The sequence below is a fragment of the Bacillus sp. RC252 genome (assembly GCF_044909215.1).
Taxonomy (GTDB): Bacteria; Bacillota; Bacilli; order Bacillales; family Bacillaceae_G; genus Bacillus_A; species Bacillus_A mycoides.
The window spans coordinates 304,022-319,871 of record NZ_JBIYDV010000002.1 but is presented as its reverse complement, the minus strand read 5'-3'; the positions used below and the strand labels follow the sequence as shown (position 1 = coordinate 319,871).

Genomic DNA, 15,850 nt, shown 5'->3' with positions numbered 1-15,850 from the left:
ATTTTACTTAGGGAACCAGGCTTCCTTTAGTAATTTGACTACAATTTCGATACTATCTTCGGGAATGCTGCCGAAACCGAGTAGTACATATGACGCCTCTCTTAAATTATGTACAGAATCATATGTAGAGAGTGGGTATAATTTGATTCGTTGTTTTGCAGCAGTATGAATAAGTTCTTGTTCGTTCATACCATTATGAACATGAAGTACGATATGCAGTCCAGACTGTTCGCCAAGTATTTGAACACGAGATCCCATTTCATTTTTGATAGATTTAACTAGTAATGTGTGCTTTCTTTTATATAACGTACGACTACGGTTCAAATGGCGCTCCCAATCACCATTGTGAATAAAGGTTGCAAAAGCGAGTTGCTGTATTGTGGAAACAGTTTGTTTAAACTTACCTTCCAGCTCTGTATAGATTTTTAATAGGTGAGTTGGTAAAACGATATACCCCATTCGCAAAGAAGGTAAGAAGGATTTCGAGAAAGTTCCCATATAAATAACGCGTTCATTTGAATCTAGTCCTTGTAAAGAGGGAATAGGTTTTCCTACATAACGAAATTCTCCGTCATAATCATCTTCAATAATATATCCTCCGCAATCATTGGCCCATTTTAATAATTCGAGCCTTCTAGATAATGTCATAATCATTCCAAGAGGAAATTGGTGTGATGGAGTGACGTATGCTACATTGGAACGTGATTCAAGTAAAGCTGAAATACGAATCCCTTTATCGTCTAATGAAATAGGGTGAACAGGAAGACCAGAACTTTGAATCATGGCAGTTATACGGTGAAATCCAGGGTTTTCGATTCCGTATTCTTTTTTTGGACCAAGCAGTTGAAGTAGTAGCCAAAGAAGAGGCTGCGTACCGGCTCCGATAATAATTTGATCAGGTGAAGAATGTACCCCGCGTGCATGGTATAAATATTTTGAAATATGCGCTCGTAGAACGAACTCACCTTGAGGATCTTCTCTAGCAAATAATTCATTTTCATACTGGAATAAAGTTTCTTGTAATGCTCTTTTCCAGTTTGTAATTGGAAAAGCTTTTTGATCAATCAGCCCTTGGCTACAATCATAGTCATATTGTTCTTTTTTTATATTGTTAGCGCTGTTTGACACAACTTGTTGTTTATTTTGAATGACATCAATATCAACTTCTACAACAAAAATCCCACGTTTCGGTTTACTTTCTACATAACCTTCAGCTAGTAATTGTTGATAAGCAGATTCAACAGTAATACGACTAACATTAAGTTGTACCGCTAAATTTCTATGAGAAGGAAGGCGTGTACCGGCAGGCAGTGATCCCTGAGAGATTTCTCGTTTCATATATTCGTAAATTTGTAAATAAATTGGTGTTTTACTTTCTAATTGCAATGGGATAGTAAGATCCATTTTATGAATTCTCCTTTAAAAACTGGCCATATAAAAAATAATCGAACTGTCACTTAAGTGAGGGGCAGTTACTTTTTATAATAATGATATAACATTTAGAAAATTTTATAAATAGTAAGGAGAGAATCATAATGAATATTAGAGAAGTAGTAACAGAAGCTGATTTACATGATGTATTCCCCGTATTACAGCAATTACGAACGAAACTTTCAAGAGAAGAAGCAAGTTCTTTATTTCAAAAAATGAAAGAAGAAAATTATAAACTACTTTCGTTACAGAATGAAGATGATGAAGTTGTTAGTCTAGCTGGTGTAGCAATTTGTACGAACTTTTATAATGAGAAACATGTTTTCGTATATGACCTTGTAACTGCGGAAGCTCACAGATCGAAAGGATATGGTAAAGTTCTTCTGTCATATGTAGAAAAATGGGGGGAAGAAAAAGGGTGCAGTTCTATCGTTCTTACATCAGCGTTTCCAAGAGTTGATGCCCATCGTTTTTATGAAAGAGAAGGCTATAATAAGGTAAGCTATTCTTTTTATAAAGAATTATAATAGTAAGGGGGTTCTATGTGTGAGAACATATGGAACCCCTTTTAATTTAGAATTGAAGAATGAGGAGGGTTAATTACTTATTTTGTCGAATAGTCTCTTTATAATTGAGACGATAATATTGAATTAAAAGAAGGTTAGGGGAGTTTATACTTGGAAAAAATTCAGAAACTATTAATCCCAAAAGGTGTAAGGATTATCGTAATATCTGATATTCATGGCGAATTAAATCTTTTAAAGGAATTATTACATAAAGTTAATTTTAAAGATGATGATTATTTAATTATAAATGGCGACCTTTGTGAGAAGGGGAACGATAGCATCGGCGTAGTAAACTACGTCATGGATTTAGTAGTTAGCAAGCCAAATGTTTATGTAGTTGAAGGGAATTGTGAAGTTGTAGTTGAAGCGCTTGTAAATGAAAATCCTGCGCTAATAAATTATTTATGTACGCGAAAAAATACAATTTTTAATGAATGGCTAGGGAAATTGAACATTACAGTTAATGAAGAAAGTGATATTCGTGAAGTGAAAAACATATTGATGAGCCATTTTTCAAAAGAAATAAAGTGGCTAACAGAATTGCCGACAGCGATTGAAACAGAAGATTATATCTTTGTACATGCTGGTCTTGAAGATAGAGAGAATTGGAGACAAACAGACAGGAAAAATGCAATTGCAATGCCAGAGTTTTTTAATAAGTCACATAGAGCGGATAAGTACGTAATTGTTGGACATTGGCCTGTTGTGAACTATTCCAAAGAGGCGCCGTCTAACAATCCAGTTATTGATAAGGAGAAAAAAATTATTGCGATTGATGGTGGTAATGCGATTAAAGAAGCAGGGCAATTAAACGCATTTATTATTCAGAGGACAACTTCAGGTGATACGTTTTCTTATACACATGTAGACTATTTTCCAGAGTATAAAGTAATGGCAGATTTTAATGCGGATTCAGAAATGCATGGCGGGGTTACATATCCGTATTATTACATAGAGCCTGTGGAGAGAATGAAAGATTTTACTATATGTAAACAAATAGAAACAAATGAACTGCTTCATGTGAAAAACGAGTATATAAAGCAACTTGAATCAGGTGAGTATACAGTGAAAACGGATATTTCTTGTGCGCAAATCAGTATTAGAAAAGGGGATACAGTTTCTTTAATTGATGATAGCTGCATGGGATATGATTTAATTAAAAAAGATGGTGTAGAAGGCTGGATTGAGAAAGGAATTCTACTTGAGGTAGAAAAGAAGGGGAATACAATATTTAGCTAAAATAGGAGGGGTATAACCTCCTATTTTTTATTAACTATGCTACGAGTTCGTACTTCATCTAATTTTTTCCGAAGTTCCGTTTCTAGATTAAACTCGAAAAAATTGGCTAATTTACATAAATAATTCGTATTTTATAACAAAATTATACAATACAATTAACGATATTTGTTTTGATTTTTCTGAAAAAATATTATAATTGTATATGAAATAAAGAGGAATGTAGGAGGAAATTATGCAAAACGTTATATTAAAGGGGAACAAAGTTACAATTCGTACAATAGAAGAATCAGATATAAAAACATTATGGAATCTCGTATTTAAAGAAGAGAATCCAGAATGGAAGAAATGGGATGCGCCATATTTCCCTTTCTCAATGCAAGAATACCCATCTTATAAAGAGAAGATGCAAGCTCGTTTAAAAGAAGAACCACTGTCAAATTTAATTATAGAAAATAACGGCCAAATTATAGGGACAGTCGGATTTTATTGGGAGCATAAACCGACGCGTTGGTTAGAAATGGGAATCGTAATTTATGACCCAGCATACTGGAATGGTGGATATGGTACAGAAGCATTAACATTATATAGGGACTTACTATTTGAAAATATGGAGATTGGTAGAGTAGGGCTTACAACTTGGTCTGGCAATGAAAGAATGATGAAAGTAGCAGAGAAAATAGGAATGAGCTTAGAAGGAAGAATGCGAAAATGCCGATATTATAACGGGATATACTATGATTCTATTCGAATGGGAATGATTCGTGAAGAATGGGAAGCGCTACGTGTAACGAAGGGGTGAGGAAGCATGTACGCTATCATTGCTACATTTGATTGTGTGTTTACTAATAAAGTTAGAGAATTGCAAAATGAATTAACGAATATAATTGAAACAAATGAACTAGCCGGAGTAGAACCACATATAACATTGGCTGATTATAAGGAGTTAGATGTTAATTTATATACGAAGAGATTAGAGGAGTTTGTAGCTTTTCAAGAGAACATCTCCACTGTAACTTTTCCTTCTGTTGGAACTTTTCCTACTAACGGAACTATCTTTCTAGCACCGACCATTACCGATGAATTATTAAGACTTCATCATTCTTATCATGATTATTTCAAAACTTTTCATGATAATTCGAATTCATATTACGTGCCAGGAAAATGGGTTCCGCATTGCACGATTTCTAATGGGTTAAATTCAAATCAATTTTTAAGTGTAATGGAATATATATATGGAAAATTTGATGTTACAATAGCTTCGATTGAGAAGTTAAAATTAATTAAGGTAAATTATGAAAATGGTTTTGCCATTTCTTCTAGTATATTAGCAGAATATAATTTAATGAGAATGGAGACATCGAGATGACATATGTAATTAGAGAAATGAAGCAAGAAGATATTCATGCTGTACAAAACGTAGCAAAAATAGCTTGGCATGATACTTACGAAGGAATTATTCCGAGAGAGATTCAAGATAGTTTTTTAGAGGAAGCATATTCTGATGAAAAAATGAAATATCGTCTTAAAAATACACATTTATTCGTTGCAGAAGAAGAGGGAGAAGTAATTGGATTTGCGAATTTTTCACCTGTTAGACTGCAAAATGAAGCAGAATTAGGTGCGATTTATTTGTTACCAGATCAGCAAGGAAAAGGGATAGGAAGTGCTTTATTACAAAAAGGAATTTCAGCATTAAACGGAATTCGAAAAATGTACATTCATGTAGAAGCAGCAAACGAAAAAGGAAAGCGCTTTTATGAAGCGAAGGGTTTTGCCGAATTAGAGCAATTTGAAGAAGATTTTGAAGGACATTTGATGCAGACAGTAAGGATGGTTTTATACATATAGGGAGGAGCAGGAATGAAAATATTTGATTTCAGTGCAGAAGTTGGGAAACACATATCAGCATTTCAATCTAATTTCATAATGGCAAAAATATTAAATCATCAAGGGAATATACATATCGGTGCCATGCATTTACAAGAGAATGGAATTATCGGATATCATGAAGCAGTTGTATCTCAACTGCTTCTTATTGTGGATGGTGAAGGATATGTGTGTGGAGCAAATAAAGAAAAAGTGAAGGTAGAAGCTGGACAAGCTGTGTTTTGGGAGAAGGGTGAGTCTCATGAGACGAGTACGGAAAAGGGCTTGATGGCAATTGTTATGGAGTCGGAGAATCTTGAACAAGTCATATTAATGCCTATTAGTGAGGGGGAGTTGTGAAAAATGATAGTAAAGGCGAATCGAGAAGATACAAAAGAAATATTACATTATGCAGCTCAAGCGCTTTTTGAAGGGACGAGAGGGAATTGTCAGTTAAGTAAAGAGAAAGCGATTGAAATTACAAAGCCAATAATAGAAAAAGGGGCATATTATTTAGTCATTAAAGAAGAAAATAAAGTAATGGGATGGATATTAATAGGGGAAAACACAGACTATTTTTCTCGTGAAAAACTTGGATTTATATATGAGCTGTACGTATTCCCAGAATATCGCGGGAGAGGATTATCACGAGAATTGATGGAGGCCGGTATTAAGGAATTGAAGGAGAAGTATTCAGAAATTCGCTTAAATGTATTTGCTGGGAATTTTGCGAAAGAGATGTACGAAGAACTTGGGTTTGTTGAAAGACAGGTAATTATGACTTTGAAGTAAGTACAATAGCCTGAACGGGAGAAGAGAAAGAATGAGAAAAGAAAATGAGTATGTTGCGTATTTACAAAGGATATATCCTCAATTACAAATAAAATCGGTTTATGTAAATGAAATAGGTCAAAATAATGATGTATTAATTGTAAATGATAATATAGTATTTCGTTTTCCGAAATATGAAAAAGGTATTCAGAAACTTCGAGTAGAAACAAAGCTGTTAGAGAAAATAAGACCCTTCATTACGCTCCATATTCCCAATCCATGTTATCAAAGATTTCAAGATGAAGTGCCAGGGAAAGTATTTACAGGATATGAAATGATTGAGGGAGAACCGTTTTGGAAAGACATTTTTACAGAAATAAATGATGAAAAACAAATACAGAAACTTGCGTGCACATTAGCGGGATTTTTAAAAGAGTTACACGAAATTCCGTTATCTACATTTGAAGGTATTATGCAATATGATGGTACTGATATGTATTCAGAAATAAATAGTTTATATAGCAAATTACAAGAACATGTTTATCCATTCATGAGAACTGAAGCGAGAAAAGAGATCTCAAAATCATTTGAGTTATATTTAAATGAATCTAGTCACTTTAACTTTACCCCTAGTCTTGTTCATGGGGATTTTGGCATGACAAACATCTTATATAGTGCAACAAAGCGGGATATTTCAGGAGTTATAGATTTTGGTGGTGCGAGCATGGGAGATCCTGCTTATGACTTTGCGGGGATATTAGCTAGTTATGGAGAGGAGTTTTTACAACTCTTTTCGGTTCATTATCCTAATTTAGAAGCAGTAAAGGAAAGAATGTATTTTTACAAAAGTACATTTGCTCTTCAAGAAGCATTATTTGGTGTCCTGAATAATGATAAAAAAGCCTTTCAAGCTGGAATAGCAGAATATGTATAAAAGCCGATTTCAAATCGGCTTTTTATTATCGATACATCGTCCACATCCCAATATCTTTAAACCCTAAACGTTTATAAATTCGTCCAGCAGCTGGATTGTTATAAAATAAGCAAAGCGTTCGGCCTTCTTTCGTAAAGTCTTGAATCATTTTCTGTAATATGAGCGAAGCATATCCATTCCCGCGATGATTCGGATGTGTACAGACTCCAACAACCATAGCCGATAATGAATTTTCAGCGGATGTAGAGGCGGATGCGATGATTGCACCGTCTTTTTCAATATAGTATGTACGTCCTGTATTTGTTTCGATAGCTTGCCTTAACATTTTTTCTGATTCATTAGCAGCCGGGAATTCAGCGATGTCACTTCGTAATTTCATAATTCGTTCTATATCATCGAGTGAGGCAAGTTTAATTGTTCCATGAATTGGTGTGCTAGGTAAGTTGCTGTCATTTAGACATTCGCAAAAATACATTTCATTTTTGGCGCCTAGTTGTACACTTGGAGCAGTTTCAAATCTTTCTACAATAGTTGACTTGCCAGAGAGTTTAAGCGGCTTATATGCGGAAAGAAGTGCCTCATAGTCAGTAACCACAAACTCTTCTTTACTATACGGTATAAATGTATCGTGAAAGCGAAGTAAAATGGATTTTAATGTTCCATTCTCTTTAAATACGCCCCATAATTCTTGAAAGTCTGTTTCATAACCGAAAGCTTCTAAATCCCCAATAATAAATAAGTTAAGGGCTGCTTCTTCTTTTAGAAAAGAAAATACTTGTTTATGATCTTTCTTTGTTAATTTTCTCATCATAACGAATCGACCTCTTTTTTTATTTTTCTAAATATTACAACTTAAGTTTTTTGAAATCAATATAAAATTTTATGTTTAGTTCACCAACTTTCGGAAAAACTAGGAAAGATATGACAAAGGAGGTTATGAACGGTGGATCATCCAATTCAAGGATTAATGAGAGCAGCAATGGAAAATTTGAAGGAAATGGTCGATGTAAATACGATTGTTGGGGAGCCTGTTCAAACGGCTGACGGTGGTGTAGTGTTAACGGTTTCTAAAGTAGCGTTCGGTTTTGGAGCAGGAGGATCTGACTTCCAGACGAATGATGGACAAAGAGCGAACGGTAACCCTGCATTTGGTGGCGGTAGCGCGGGTGGTGTTTCTATTACACCAGTAGCATTTCTAGTCGTGAATAAAGACGGGATAAATATTCTGCATCTACAAAATGCGACACATTTAGCAGAAAAAATAATTGAATTAGCTCCGCAAACAATTGATAAAATTCAATCGATGTTCCAAAAAGAAGAAAAGAAAGAGGGAAATAATCACCCTCAAAACCCAGATGATATCCTTTAAAAACGCCTGCTCATAAGCAGGCGTTTTTTCTTGTAATCAGTATGTAATAAAACACATGAAATTGTAAATAGTTTTTGAAGTTTTTTCTATGTTTCTAAAATTTTTCATGTTAAAATATGCTATAGAATTGAAACATATAAAACGAAGGTGGCTAGGTGCTTTGTCTGGAGGATCTGACCAAGTAAACAATATGATATATATTAATGGTAATCGTCGGGGTCATTGTTTTATTACATCTGGAATTACGTTTAAAGAGTTTGCAAGTAACATCCCTTCACCGCTTCATCAAGTATTGCTTTTAAAGCATAATTTTGAGTGGACAGATTTTCATTATCATACTTTATTTGAATATGTTGAGGAAGAAAACATACATAAACTCATTCAAGCAGAGATTGATGAATTTGATGAATTTTGTTGGGTAGATTTCGATGATGCAAGCGATTTAGATGAGTTAGAGCCAAAAGAAATTGCAGAATTATTATATTTGGCTCACAAAAAAGAACCACTTGGAAGAACGTTCTTCCCATTGTTGAAGAATAGATTCGTTTATTTTTCACATGATGACGGTTGGTACAACAAAGTGTATTACCGTAGAATCGGTGATTTTGTAGGAATGCTGAGTAAAGTGATTCCATATAAACTCGGTTCGCTTGGAAAGAAACGTTTTACTTTCTTCCAAAAATCAAAAATTTTCCCAGCAATTTCAAAGGAAGTTATCCTTGGGCTTATGCCGTTAATGGAAGATGGGTTATACATTGATTTAGCGGGGAAAATTGAGTCGAGAAGAGGTCTTGAAATTCCGGTATATGTAGTAGGATCATTCGAAAGTACGGATGAGGTACTAGATAATATCGATGAATTGAAAGCGGAAGCAACAGAAACGGGTTGGCTCATTTTTGATAAGAAAGAACAAGAGTGGCAATGGGTTGTAGACTAAGAAAACTTGGCGCATGAAGTCAAGTTTTCTTGTCTTTTGAAAGGAGAACAAATGAAGAAATATTATACAATTGTGGGTATTGTAAGTATTATTCTCGTGGCAATATTACTTATAACTTGTCCGAAAGAATCAGATTTTAAATTGTATTTAGAGGATAAGTATGCATTAAAATGTGACGAGAGTAGCTTTGAATGCACGCAAAATGTAGATGAAAAAAAAGAGAAATTACAGTTTGAAAGTATTGATGCACGAAATGGTGTTTTCTTTATGACTGTAAAGCAAACGTATAAAACAGAAGCTGGTGTTATGAAAGAATATAGCGGAGTAGGTATATTCGGTACATTTCTTTTTGTTTCAGAGAAGACTTTCTAGTAATAGAAGGTCTTTTTTTTATGCTTATGTTCATATAGATGAAGTAAGACAAGCATAGGAGGGGTATTGATGAAGAAGGGATGTATCGTTTGTGGTGGTGAGGAGTTTTTTTCTTCAACATTATATGCACGTACGAAACAAGATTGGGCATATGCGCCAAACATGTACCGATTTGAAAAGGTGTTTATTGAGCATAGGGATGAAGAAAATTATCCGGTTTTTCAAGAAATTACAGCGAAGCATTGTTGTGGATGCGGTCATATCATGTTGTATCATGAATGAACACACCAAGTATAACTTGGTGTGTTTTTTTTAAAATGCTGATAAAGCAAGCGGATATAGTAAAGTGAATAAAACAGAAAAACTGCCAAAACCAATTGCGGTATATCCAAGTGTTCTCGCCCCAAAATTGACAGCTAACAAGCCAACTAAAATAGCAAGGGAGCCGAGTGTAACAGGATAAAAAGCAATGGAGAATAACGAAAGAAATAATGCGACATAGCCTATCATTGCACCGGTGTTTGTACCTTCTATTTCATTTGCAATTTCTTTGCGCTCATGTCTAATCGGAATGCCAGCTGGAGATATTTCAGCTGCATACTCTTCGTTTTTTTCACCACTTTTAAAATGATGATTTCTCTTTCTTCGCATGTACATCCCTCTCTTTCAATTGGGTGTATCTATAGTATCTTTCATAAGAAGCAGAACATGAGTATGAGTTAAACCCAAGTAAAGCAAAAATTGGAGAAAATAGATTCCGTTGTTATCCTGTTTATCCCGCTATTTGCCGTGCAGTAAGACCCCCACCTCAAAATTCGGCTGGAGCAAAGAAGTTAGATGGGAGTCGGGCTGCCCGTAAAAGCCCGATTGGTTCAAATAATAATCAGTGGCGGACGAACAAACACCCCCACTGATTAAAGTTTCACTTTATCTCCTTATGAAGATAAACAGGGATTTTGGAACATGATGTAGAATGAAATGAATGATAATACGTGAAGGTAGGGGAGTGTATGGCGAAGTTTAATTGGCATGAATCGGCAGAGAAAAAATGGGATAACAATGCAGAGTTTTGGAATCAAAATAGTCAAGAAATGTGGGATAGCGGGAGCAGGAGTACAATCATTCCATTTTTTGAGCAGTACGTGGAAAAGGAAGTACAAGTGTTAGATGTTGGCTGTGGTGATGGGTATGGTACATATAAATTAAGTCTTACTGGGTACAAAGCGGTTGGGGTGGACTTATCGGAAGTTATGATTCAAAAGGGTAAGGAGCGCGGAGAAGGCCCAAACTTATCTTTTATAAAAGGTGATCTTTCTTCATTACCATTTGAAAATGAGAAATTTGAAGCAATTATGGCAATTAATTCTTTAGAATGGACCGAGGAGCCGTTGCGAGCATTAAATGAAATAAAGCGTGTTTTAAAGAAAGATGGATACGCATGTATTGCAATTTTAGGACCGACAGCAAAACCGAGAGAGAACAGTTATCCGCGCCTATATGGCAAAGACGTTGTTTGCAATACGATGATGCCTTGGGAATTTGAACAGTTAGCAAAAGAACAAGGATTTGAAGTTGTAGATGGTACCGGCGTATATAAGCGCGGAGTAAATGAGAAGATGTTAGGTCAGCTACCTACAGAGTTACAACAAGCGTTAACATTTTTATGGGTATTTATGTTAAAAAACGTATGACAAAATTGAAGGATTTTAGGAGGTAAATAAGTGCAGAAAATACAAAAAACTGATACAATATCATCAGAATCAATTAAAGGGGGACTAGGGTACATGACAACTACTACAACAGTTAAATCTGATATTGAAATCGCACAAGAAGCAAGTATGAAGAAGATTCAAGAAATTGCAGCTGATTTAAATATTTTAGAAGAAGAACTAGAGCCATACGGACACTATAAAGGCAAGTTATCTCTTGATATTTTTAAGCGTTTACAAGGTGAGAAAGACGGTAAAGTTGTTTTAGTAACAGCAGTTAACCCAACTCCAGCAGGAGAAGGTAAATCAACAGTAACAGTTGGTTTAGGTCAAGCTTTTAATAAAATTGGTAAGAAAACAGTAATTGCACTTCGCGAACCATCTCTTGGACCAACAATGGGATTAAAAGGCGGAGCAGCAGGTGGCGGTTATTCTCAAGTAGTACCAATGGAAGATATTAACCTTCACTTTACTGGAGATATTCATGCGATTACAACTGCCAATAACGCATTAGCGGCGTTCATTGATAATCATATCCAACAAGGAAACACACTTGGAATTGATACGCGTAAAATCGTTTGGAAACGCTGTGTTGACTTAAATGATCGTGCCCTTCGTAACGTAGTAATTGGCCTTGGTGGACCGGTTCAAGGCGTACCGCGTGAAGACGGTTTTGATATTACAGTAGCATCTGAAATTATGGCCGTATTCTGCCTTGCAACAGATATTCAAGATTTAAAAGCTCGTCTATCTCACATTGTTGTCGCTTATAATTTTTCAAATCAACCTGTAACAGTTAAAGATTTAGGCGTAGAAGGTGCGTTAACGCTTCTATTAAAAGATGCATTAAAACCGAACTTAGTACAAACATTAGAAAATACACCAGCTATCATTCATGGCGGACCATTTGCGAATATCGCTCACGGTTGTAACAGTGTTATCGCTACGACAATGGCAGCAAAATTAGGTGATTATGTTATTACAGAAGCTGGATTCGGTGCAGATTTAGGTGCCGAGAAGTTTTTAGATATTAAAGCACGTGCAGCTGGTATTAAACCAGAAGCGGTAGTTATTGTTGCGACTATTCGTGCGCTTAAAATGCACGGTGGTGTGGCGAGAGATCAATTAAAAGAAGAAAATGTAGATGCGTTAGCAAAAGGTATGGAGAACTTACAGAAGCATGTTGAAACAATTCAAAGCTTCGGTGTTCCTTTCGTAATTGCCATTAACAAATTCATTACTGATACAGATGCAGAAGTTGCATACTTACAAGAATGGTGCAATGAGCGTGGCTATGCAGTATCCTTAACGGAAGTTTGGGAGAAAGGTGGCCAAGGCGGAGTTGACCTTGCTGAGAAAGTGTTAAAAGAAATTGAAAAAGGTGAAAACAACTACGCACCACTTTATGAATTAGAATTACCATTAGAAGAAAAAATCCGTACAATTGCTCAAAAAGTGTACGGCGCAAAAGATATTGAATTTGCTCCGAAAGCACGTAAGCAATTAGCTCAATATGAGGGAGAAGGCTGGAGTAACCTACCGATTTGTATGGCAAAAACACAATACTCTCTTTCGGATGATGCAACAAAATTAGGTCGCCCATCTGACTTTATCGTTACAATTCGTGAATTAAAACCATCTATCGGTGCAGGGTTTATCGTTGCGTTAACAGGAACAATGTTAACAATGCCAGGCCTTCCTAAACAACCAGCAGCACTACAAATGGATGTAAATGAAGATGGAAAAGCAGTAGGTTTATTCTAAAAGGTTGTAATTCATCTCGTTTATCTGTAAACTATATATACATCAAGTGGCGCCTTTCCATCGAAAGGCGCCTGTTTTTTGGAGGAAATTATGTTTGATCCAACTGCTTTTGAAAATTTAAAGGTAATTGTGGAAGGAGCTGTCTATGATTTCGATTTACACGGTGATATTCTCGTAACGGATCGAAAAGATGTGATGGACCTTGCTTCATTAAGTCGTATGTATAGTATTTCATTTCAACTAACAGAAACATTTAAAACGATGGTAGAGGCGACATTTTCACTATCTGTTGATGCAAAGAATTTATCAGGTGAAATATTAGAAGTACCTCAGTTTATACCAGGTTGTGAAATGAAGCTGGAATTTTCGTTCGAAATGGAGCAACCAGAGATAGGATGCGAAGAAATTGAAACTTTATTGCATTCTATATGGGGAAAAGAGCGAATGATTACGCAAAAAATTTCATACGAATATAATAAGCAAGCGATTTCATATCATAATAAGGTAGAGGTTCTATTTCAAAAATCGATTACAGAAGACCATGTTGATGATTTAATAGCTGTTATTTCACACATGATAGAAACGGTGCGAACAATACAACATTTTCTTCAAAAATAGAGATAAAGGAGAAAAACAAATGATAAAAGATATGCAACCATTTTTACAACAAGCTTGGGAGAAGGCTGGTTTTAAAGAATTTACTGAAATTCAAAAACAAGCGATTCCAACTATTTTAGAAGGACAAGACGTTATTGCTGAATCTCCAACTGGAACAGGAAAAACATTAGCGTACTTATTACCACTTTTACATAAAATTAATCCTGAAGTTAAACAACCGCAAGTTGTAATTTTAGCGCCAACTCGTGAACTTGTTATGCAAATTCATGAAGAGGTTCAAAAGTTTACAGCGGGAACTGATATTTCAGGTGCGTCTTTAATTGGTGGTGCGGATATTAAGCGCCAAGTTGAAAAATTAAAGAAACATCCGAGAGTTATTGTCGGTTCACCAGGACGTATTTTAGAATTGATTCGTATGAAAAAATTAAAGATGCATGAAGTGAAAACGATTGTATTTGATGAGTTTGATCAAATTGTAAAACAAAAGATGATGGGTGCTGTACTTGATGTAATTAAATCAACGATGCGCGATCGTCAATTAGTATTCTGCTCAGCGACAATAACAAAAGCTGCAGAAGATGCGGCACGTGATTTGACAGTTGAACCACAATTAGTACGTGTAACACGTTCAGAGGCACAGAGCCTAGTTGAACATACGTATATCGTTTGTGAGCGTCGTGAAAAAAATGATTATATTAGAAGAGTTATGCATATGGGAAATGTAAAAGCAGTCGCCTTCTTAAATGATCCATTCCGTTTAGATGAAATTACTCAAAAACTGAAGTTCCGTAAAATGAAAGCAGCAGCACTTCATGCAGAGGCAAGCAAACAAGAGCGTGAAGTAACGATGCGCGCGTTCCGTAGCGGGAAATTAGAAATATTACTTGCTACTGATATTGCAGCACGTGGATTAGATATAGATGATTTAACACACGTAATCCACTTAGAGTTACCAGACACAGTAGACCAATATATTCACCGCTCAGGACGTACTGGACGTATGGGCAAAGAAGGAACAGTTGTTTCTCTTGTAACAGAACAAGAAGAGCGTAAATTACTTCAATTTGCGAAAAAATTAGGTATCGTGTTTACGAAACAAGAAATGTTCAAAGGAACATTTGTAGAATCGAAACCACCAGCACCAAAGAAAAAGAAACCAGCTTTTACTGGTAAGAAAAAACCTAGATAAATAAAGAGAAAGGCGTAACTATTTGTAGTTACGTCTTTTTTTGTGGAATAATAGATGGAATTTTATTAACGACTATTAAAATTTCATCTATCGTAACTTTAAAAATATTAACGATTCTACAGGGAATATTGATAAAGGTGTAGCATTTCTAGTTTAGTTTGTACAAGGAAGTAACATAAAAAGAGTCGAATATTAACATGATACGAAATAATAAAAAGAAGGTACATGTATGGCTAGGAAATTAGGAATGTTTTTAAATACGAAACATATTGAAGTAAACGAAGGAATAAGAAAGGCGAGAGAATGGGATTTAGAATATATTCAACTATATGCTATGAATGAGAATTTCAATTTAGCTAATATTTCAAAGTTAGAATGGATTACTTTAAAGGATAGCTTATCTTTTAATGGGATTAAAGTCCCATCATTAGCAATTAGTTTTGGAGAAAGTGGAATTGTAGGGGCGGAAGATGAAAGTGTAATAGAGCAGTTGAAACGTGTTGCTGATAAGGGATTAGAATTAGGAGCAAACATAATAACGGCTCACATTGGAAAGATTCCAGATGTTGAAAAGAGCGAGCGATATGAAAAGATGCAAAGGGCTTGTTTTGAGATAGGGGATTTATCATTAAAATTAGGGGGAGTCTTTGCTATTGAGACGGGTTCTGAAAAAGCAATAGTGTTAAAAAGATTTTTAGAAAATATAAACTCAAAAGGACTAGCAGTTAACTTTGACCCAGCGAATTTAATAAGTGATGTAAATGAAAATCCGATAGAAAGTTTATTCCTATTAAAAGATTATATAGTACAAACGCATATTAAAGACTGTAAAGAATTGAAAAGCGATAGTTCAAGTAAGTATATAGAAGTCGCAGCAGGAAACGGTGAAGTAGATTTCAATATATTCTTCAAGGCATTAGATGAAATCGGATTCTACGGTTATTACATGATTGAAAGAAATGATTATTTTAACGAACTTGACGGGATGAATCAGTCGATAAATTTTGTGAAGAGGTACATATAAACTCAAAAGGAATAACAATAGCACTTGTAGAAACCTACATAGAAAAACCATTAGGGGGAAA

General features: G+C 35.2%; 20 protein-coding genes. 17 read left to right on the top strand and 3 right to left on the bottom strand.

The window, feature by feature from the left end:
* Nucleotides 1–3 precede the first annotated feature (3 nt).
* Complete coding sequence (pdxR, locus tag ABH960_RS04630) at nucleotides 4–1,404, bottom strand: MocR-like pyridoxine biosynthesis transcription factor PdxR (protein WP_404443142.1); 1,401 nt, start codon at nucleotides 1,402–1,404, stop codon at nucleotides 4–6.
* A gap of 131 nt (nucleotides 1,405–1,535) precedes the next feature.
* On the opposite strand from pdxR, the gene ABH960_RS04625 reads away from it, so the two are divergent.
* The 8 genes from ABH960_RS04625 (at nucleotide 1,536) to ABH960_RS04590 (ending at nucleotide 6,807) form a co-directional block, all read left to right on the top strand.
* Complete coding sequence (locus ABH960_RS04625) at nucleotides 1,536–1,958, top strand: GNAT family N-acetyltransferase (protein ID WP_404443139.1); 423 nt, start codon at nucleotides 1,536–1,538, stop codon at nucleotides 1,956–1,958.
* Between the two features lie 150 nt (nucleotides 1,959–2,108).
* On the top strand, nucleotides 2,109–3,236 hold the full coding sequence (locus tag ABH960_RS04620; protein WP_404443136.1) for a metallophosphoesterase: 1,128 nt from the start codon (nucleotides 2,109–2,111) through the stop codon (nucleotides 3,234–3,236).
* A gap of 232 nt (nucleotides 3,237–3,468) precedes the next feature.
* Complete coding sequence (locus ABH960_RS04615) at nucleotides 3,469–4,035, top strand: GNAT family N-acetyltransferase (RefSeq protein WP_404443133.1); 567 nt, start codon at nucleotides 3,469–3,471, stop codon at nucleotides 4,033–4,035.
* Nucleotides 4,036–4,041: 6 nt separating this feature from the next.
* A complete protein-coding gene (locus ABH960_RS04610; protein WP_113938546.1) occupies nucleotides 4,042–4,602 on the top strand; it encodes a 2'-5' RNA ligase family protein in 561 nt (186 codons plus the stop codon).
* Nucleotides 4,599–5,084: a GNAT family N-acetyltransferase gene (locus ABH960_RS04605; protein ID WP_404443129.1), complete on the top strand. Its 486-nt coding sequence runs from the start codon at nucleotides 4,599–4,601 to the stop codon at nucleotides 5,082–5,084. The genes ABH960_RS04610 and ABH960_RS04605 overlap by 4 nt, the downstream gene beginning before the upstream one ends.
* Before the next feature lie 12 nt (nucleotides 5,085–5,096).
* Nucleotides 5,097–5,462 (top strand): cupin domain-containing protein, encoded by a 366-nt coding sequence (locus ABH960_RS04600; RefSeq protein WP_404443126.1) that lies wholly within the window; start codon nucleotides 5,097–5,099, stop codon nucleotides 5,460–5,462.
* A gap of 3 nt (nucleotides 5,463–5,465) precedes the next feature.
* Entirely contained in the window at nucleotides 5,466–5,894 is a 429-nt protein-coding gene (locus ABH960_RS04595; protein ID WP_212090503.1) for a GNAT family N-acetyltransferase, read from the top strand.
* Between the two features lie 31 nt (nucleotides 5,895–5,925).
* Complete coding sequence (locus ABH960_RS04590) at nucleotides 5,926–6,807, top strand: phosphotransferase family protein (RefSeq protein WP_377865927.1); 882 nt, start codon at nucleotides 5,926–5,928, stop codon at nucleotides 6,805–6,807.
* A gap of 25 nt (nucleotides 6,808–6,832) precedes the next feature.
* On the opposite strand, the gene ABH960_RS04585 is transcribed toward ABH960_RS04590, so the two are convergent.
* A complete protein-coding gene (locus ABH960_RS04585) occupies nucleotides 6,833–7,618 on the bottom strand; it encodes a GNAT family N-acetyltransferase (RefSeq protein WP_404443121.1) in 786 nt (261 codons plus the stop codon).
* Between the two features lie 132 nt (nucleotides 7,619–7,750).
* On the opposite strand from ABH960_RS04585, the gene ytfJ reads away from it, so the two are divergent.
* The 4 genes from ytfJ (at nucleotide 7,751) to ABH960_RS04565 (ending at nucleotide 9,767) form a co-directional block, all read left to right on the top strand.
* A complete protein-coding gene (gene ytfJ / locus ABH960_RS04580) occupies nucleotides 7,751–8,176 on the top strand; it encodes a GerW family sporulation protein (RefSeq protein WP_113938551.1) in 426 nt (141 codons plus the stop codon).
* A gap of 160 nt (nucleotides 8,177–8,336) precedes the next feature.
* Nucleotides 8,337–9,113, top strand: coding sequence for an oxalate:formate antiporter (locus ABH960_RS04575; protein ID WP_404443340.1), 777 nt, complete (start codon nucleotides 8,337–8,339; stop codon nucleotides 9,111–9,113).
* Nucleotides 9,114–9,164: 51 nt separating this feature from the next.
* Entirely contained in the window at nucleotides 9,165–9,485 is a 321-nt protein-coding gene (locus tag ABH960_RS04570; protein ID WP_002165916.1) for a hypothetical protein, read from the top strand.
* Nucleotides 9,486–9,554: 69 nt separating this feature from the next.
* Nucleotides 9,555–9,767, top strand: a complete 213-nt coding sequence (locus ABH960_RS04565) for a hypothetical protein (RefSeq protein ID WP_002012518.1) — start codon at nucleotides 9,555–9,557, stop codon at nucleotides 9,765–9,767.
* Between the two features lie 30 nt (nucleotides 9,768–9,797).
* Here the strand turns inward: ABH960_RS04565 and ABH960_RS04560 are convergent, their stop codons facing one another.
* Nucleotides 9,798–10,136 (bottom strand): hypothetical protein, encoded by a 339-nt coding sequence (locus tag ABH960_RS04560; RefSeq protein ID WP_001253195.1) that lies wholly within the window; start codon nucleotides 10,134–10,136, stop codon nucleotides 9,798–9,800.
* Nucleotides 10,137–10,495: 359 nt separating this feature from the next.
* Between ABH960_RS04560 and ABH960_RS04555 the strand changes: the two genes are divergently transcribed.
* The 5 genes from ABH960_RS04555 to ABH960_RS04535 all read left to right on the top strand — a co-directional run bounded on the left by ABH960_RS04555 (nucleotide 10,496) and on the right by ABH960_RS04535 (nucleotide 15,789).
* A complete protein-coding gene (locus ABH960_RS04555; RefSeq protein ID WP_201033057.1) occupies nucleotides 10,496–11,176 on the top strand; it encodes a class I SAM-dependent methyltransferase in 681 nt (226 codons plus the stop codon).
* A 93-nt stretch (nucleotides 11,177–11,269) separates the two neighbouring features.
* The gene (locus ABH960_RS04550; protein ID WP_404443337.1) at nucleotides 11,270–12,958 is read left to right on the top strand and encodes a formate--tetrahydrofolate ligase; all 1,689 of its coding nucleotides are present in this window, start codon (nucleotides 11,270–11,272) and stop codon (nucleotides 12,956–12,958) included.
* Nucleotides 12,959–13,048: 90 nt separating this feature from the next.
* Complete coding sequence (locus ABH960_RS04545; protein WP_002065080.1) at nucleotides 13,049–13,576, top strand: hypothetical protein; 528 nt, start codon at nucleotides 13,049–13,051, stop codon at nucleotides 13,574–13,576.
* 19 nt (nucleotides 13,577–13,595) lie between these two features.
* Complete coding sequence (locus ABH960_RS04540) at nucleotides 13,596–14,765, top strand: DEAD/DEAH box helicase (RefSeq protein ID WP_002012513.1); 1,170 nt, start codon at nucleotides 13,596–13,598, stop codon at nucleotides 14,763–14,765.
* A 229-nt stretch (nucleotides 14,766–14,994) separates the two neighbouring features.
* Nucleotides 14,995–15,789 (top strand): sugar phosphate isomerase/epimerase family protein, encoded by a 795-nt coding sequence (locus ABH960_RS04535; RefSeq protein ID WP_404443115.1) that lies wholly within the window; start codon nucleotides 14,995–14,997, stop codon nucleotides 15,787–15,789.
* Nucleotides 15,790–15,850: the final 61 nt, after the last annotated feature.

Bases quoted from the DNA above. Each gene is read 5' to 3' on its own strand.
- ABH960_RS04605 (WP_404443129.1), top strand. From the start codon at position 4,599: ATGACATATGTAATTAGAGAAATGAAGCAAGAAGATATTCATGCTGTA.
- ABH960_RS04550 (WP_404443337.1), top strand. From the start codon at position 11,270: ATGACAACTACTACAACAGTTAAATCTGATATTGAAATCGCACAAGAA.
- pdxR (WP_404443142.1), bottom strand. From the start codon at position 1,404: ATGGATCTTACTATCCCATTGCAATTAGAAAGTAAAACACCAATTTAT.
- ABH960_RS04615 (WP_404443133.1), top strand. From the start codon at position 3,469: ATGCAAAACGTTATATTAAAGGGGAACAAAGTTACAATTCGTACAATA.
- ABH960_RS04555 (WP_201033057.1), top strand. From the start codon at position 10,496: ATGGCGAAGTTTAATTGGCATGAATCGGCAGAGAAAAAATGGGATAAC.
- ABH960_RS04610 (WP_113938546.1), top strand. From the start codon at position 4,042: ATGTACGCTATCATTGCTACATTTGATTGTGTGTTTACTAATAAAGTT.
- ABH960_RS04570 (WP_002165916.1), top strand. From the start codon at position 9,165: ATGAAGAAATATTATACAATTGTGGGTATTGTAAGTATTATTCTCGTG.
- ABH960_RS04585 (WP_404443121.1), bottom strand. From the start codon at position 7,618: ATGATGAGAAAATTAACAAAGAAAGATCATAAACAAGTATTTTCTTTT.
- ABH960_RS04600 (WP_404443126.1), top strand. From the start codon at position 5,097: ATGAAAATATTTGATTTCAGTGCAGAAGTTGGGAAACACATATCAGCA.
- ABH960_RS04565 (WP_002012518.1), top strand. From the start codon at position 9,555: ATGAAGAAGGGATGTATCGTTTGTGGTGGTGAGGAGTTTTTTTCTTCA.
- ABH960_RS04590 (WP_377865927.1), top strand. From the start codon at position 5,926: ATGAGAAAAGAAAATGAGTATGTTGCGTATTTACAAAGGATATATCCT.
- ABH960_RS04625 (WP_404443139.1), top strand. From the start codon at position 1,536: ATGAATATTAGAGAAGTAGTAACAGAAGCTGATTTACATGATGTATTC.
- ABH960_RS04560 (WP_001253195.1), bottom strand. From the start codon at position 10,136: ATGCGAAGAAAGAGAAATCATCATTTTAAAAGTGGTGAAAAAAACGAA.
- ABH960_RS04545 (WP_002065080.1), top strand. From the start codon at position 13,049: ATGTTTGATCCAACTGCTTTTGAAAATTTAAAGGTAATTGTGGAAGGA.
- ABH960_RS04595 (WP_212090503.1), top strand. From the start codon at position 5,466: ATGATAGTAAAGGCGAATCGAGAAGATACAAAAGAAATATTACATTAT.
- ABH960_RS04535 (WP_404443115.1), top strand. From the start codon at position 14,995: ATGGCTAGGAAATTAGGAATGTTTTTAAATACGAAACATATTGAAGTA.
- ABH960_RS04540 (WP_002012513.1), top strand. From the start codon at position 13,596: ATGATAAAAGATATGCAACCATTTTTACAACAAGCTTGGGAGAAGGCT.